The sequence below is a fragment of the Pseudoalteromonas sp. S1608 genome (assembly GCF_005887265.1).
In the GTDB taxonomy this organism is placed as follows: domain Bacteria; phylum Pseudomonadota; class Gammaproteobacteria; order Enterobacterales; family Alteromonadaceae; genus Pseudoalteromonas; species Pseudoalteromonas undina.
The window spans coordinates 1-3,455 of record NZ_PNDK01000043.1 but is presented as its reverse complement, the minus strand read 5'-3'; the positions used below and the strand labels follow the sequence as shown (position 1 = coordinate 3,455).

At 47.9% G+C, this 3,455-nt stretch carries 2 rRNA genes; both read left to right on the top strand.

Features of this window, described 5'->3' with window-relative positions:
- Positions 1–216 precede the first annotated feature (216 nt).
- Positions 217–3,101: ribosomal RNA gene (locus CWB75_RS15855) — 23S ribosomal RNA — on the top strand.
- A gap of 139 nt (positions 3,102–3,240) precedes the next feature.
- Positions 3,241–3,355: ribosomal RNA gene (gene rrf, locus CWB75_RS15850) — 5S ribosomal RNA — on the top strand.
- Positions 3,356–3,455: the final 100 nt, after the last annotated feature.

Genomic DNA, 3,455 nt, shown 5'->3' with positions numbered 1-3,455 from the left:
TGCTCTTTAAAAATTTGGAAAAGCTGATAATAAAATTCGTATGAATAACATTGTTATTTGTACAGAGTTTTCAAAAGTAAAAAAGAATGATAGCAGTATCATTCAGTGCCATTTAATGAACGTTTTACGTTTGTTGATTGGTATCTACTTTAGTATTCAATATTAACTTCTGGCGAAGTTAAACTGTCACGAAACAAAGACCCGTTTGGGTTGTATGGTTAAGTGACTAAGCGTACACGGTGGATGCCTTGGCAGTTGGAGGCGATGAAGGACGTATTAACTTGCGATAAGCCTAGTCAAGCTAGTAAAAAGCACTTGAGACTAGGATTTCCGAATGGGGAAACCCACCTGCTTGCAGGTATCGTTAACTGAATACATAGGTTAACGAGGCGAACGCGGAGAACTGAAACATCTAAGTACCCGTAGGAAAAGAAATCAACCGAGATTCCGATAGTAGCGGCGAGCGAAATCGGAACAGCCCTTAAGCTTATTATGTGTTAATGGAAGGCTCTGGAAAGTGCCACGATACAGGGTGATAGTCCCGTACATGAAAACGCATTTTAAGTGAAATCGAGTAGGTCGGAGCACGTGAAACTTTGACTGAATATAGGTGGACCATCATCTAAGGCTAAATACTCCCAACTGACCGATAGTGAACCAGTACCGTGAGGGAAAGGCGAAAAGAACCCCTGTGAGGGGAGTGAAATAGAACCTGAAACCGTGTACGTACAAGCAGTAGGAGCCCTTCGAGGGTGACTGCGTACCTTTTGTATAATGGGTCAGCGACTTATATTTTGTAGCGAGGTTAACCGATTAGGGTAGCCGTAGGGAAACCGAGTCTTAACTGGGCGAATAGTTGCAAGGTATAGACCCGAAACCCGGTGATCTAGCCATGGGCAGGTTGAAGATTGAGTAACATCAATTGGAGGACCGAACCCACTAACGTTGAAAAGTTAGGGGATGACCTGTGGTTAGGAGTGAAAGGCTAATCAAACCGGGAGATAGCTGGTTCTCCCCGAAATCTATTTAGGTAGAGCCTCGGACGAATACTTACGGGGGTAGAGCACTGTTAAGGCTAGGGGGTCATCCCGACTTACCAACCCTTTGCAAACTCCGAATACCGTAAAGTAATATCCGGGAGACACACGGCGGGTGCTAACGTCCGTCGTGAAGAGGGAAACAACCCAGACCGCCAGCTAAGGTCCCAAAGTCATAGTTAAGTGGGAAACGATGTGGAAAGGCCCAGACAGCCAGGAGGTTGGCTTAGAAGCAGCCATCCTTTAAAGAAAGCGTAATAGCTCACTGGTCGAGTCGGTCTGCGCGGAAGATGTAACGGGGCTAAACTATGCACCGAAGCTGCGGATTCAGAATTTATTCTGAGTGGTAGGGGAGCGTTCTGTAAGCGGTTGAAGGTGTACCGGGAGGTATGCTGGACGTATCAGAAGTGCGAATGCTGACATGAGTAACGATAATGCGGGTGAAAAACCCGCACGCCGGAAGACCAAGGGTTCCTATCCCATGTTAATCAGGGTAGGGTAAGTCGACCCCTAAGGCGAGGCCGAAAGGCGTAGTCGATGGGAAACGGATTAATATTTCCGTACTTGGTATAATTGCGATGGGGGGACGGAGCAGGCTAAGCAAGCATGGCGATGGTAGTCCATGTGAAAGTGTGTAGGCTAGTGACTTAGGTAAATCCGGGTTGCTGTTAGGCTGAGACACGAGACGAGTCACCAAGGTGATGAAGTTGCTGATGCCATACTTCCAGGAAAAGCCTCTAAGCTTCAGATTATACCGAATCGTACCCCAAACCGACACAGGTGGTCAGGTAGAGAATACTAAGGCGCTTGAGAGAACTCGGGTGAAGGAACTAGGCAAAATCGTACCGTAACTTCGGGAGAAGGTACGCTCCGATTGGTGATGAGACTTGCTCTCTAAGCTGATTGGAGCCGCAGTGACCAGGTGGCTGGGACTGTTTATTAAAAACACAGCACTGTGCAAAATCGCAAGATGACGTATACGGTGTGACACCTGCCCGGTGCCGGAAGGTTAATTGATGGGGTTATCTTCGGAGAAGCTCTTGATCGAAGCCCCGGTAAACGGCGGCCGTAACTATAACGGTCCTAAGGTAGCGAAATTCCTTGTCGGGTAAGTTCCGACCTGCACGAATGGTGTAACCATGGCCACGCTGTCTCCACCCGAGACTCAGTGAAATTGAAATCGCAGTGAAGATGCTGTGTACCCGCGGCTAGACGGAAAGACCCCGTGAACCTTTACTACAGCTTGGCACTGAACATTGAACCTACATGTGTAGGATAGGTGGGAGACTTAGAAGCAGAGACGCTAGTTTTTGTGGAGTCGTCCTTGAAATACCACCCTTGTAGTTTTGATGTTCTAACGTTGGCCCCTGAATCGGGGTTACGGACAGTGCCTGGTGGGTAGTTTGACTGGGGCGGTCTCCTCCCAAAGAGTAACGGAGGAGCACGAAGGTTGGCTAAGTACGGTCGGACATCGTACGGTTAGTGTAATGGTAGAAGCCAGCTTAACTGCGAGACAGACACGTCGAGCAGGTACGAAAGTAGGTCATAGTGATCCGGTGGTTCTGAATGGAAGGGCCATCGCTCAACGGATAAAAGGTACTCCGGGGATAACAGGCTGATACCGCCCAAGAGTTCATATCGACGGCGGTGTTTGGCACCTCGATGTCGGCTCATCACATCCTGGGGCTGAAGTCGGTCCCAAGGGTATGGCTGTTCGCCATTTAAAGTGGTACGCGAGCTGGGTTTAGAACGTCGTGAGACAGTTCGGTCCCTATCTGCCGTGGGCGTTTGAGAATTGAGAGGGGTTGCTCCTAGTACGAGAGGACCGGAGTGAACGAACCGCTGGTGTTCGGGTTGTCATGCCAATGGCATTGCCCGGTAGCTACGTTCGGAACTGATAAGCGCTGAAAGCATCTAAGCGCGAAGCAGGCCTCGAGATGAGTTCTCACTAGACTTTTAAAGTCTCTGAAGGGCCGTTGAAGACTACAACGTTGATAGGCAAGATGTGGAAGTGGTGTGAGCCATTAAGCTAACTTGTACTAATTACCCGTGAGGCTTAACCATACAACGCCAAACGCGTTTTATGTGATAGTGAAACAAGCGAAGAAGTTAATATAACTAAAGTAGATACTTGAAAACTTTTATTATCAGAAATTCCAAATTTTAGTTAGTGCGTAGCGATACGGACTGACACTCAAATTTGCTTGGTGACAATAGCGTTTTGGACCCACCTGACCCCATGCCGAACTCAGTAGTGAAACGAAACAGCGCCGATGATAGTGTAGCATTTGTTATGTGAAAGTAGGACATTACCAGGCTCCAAATAAGAGAAAGCCCGATTCGAAAGAGTCGGGCTTTTTTACGTCTGCAGGAAAGTGAAAAACGAAGGTAAAAGGTTAAAGGCATTAGGTTAAAAGC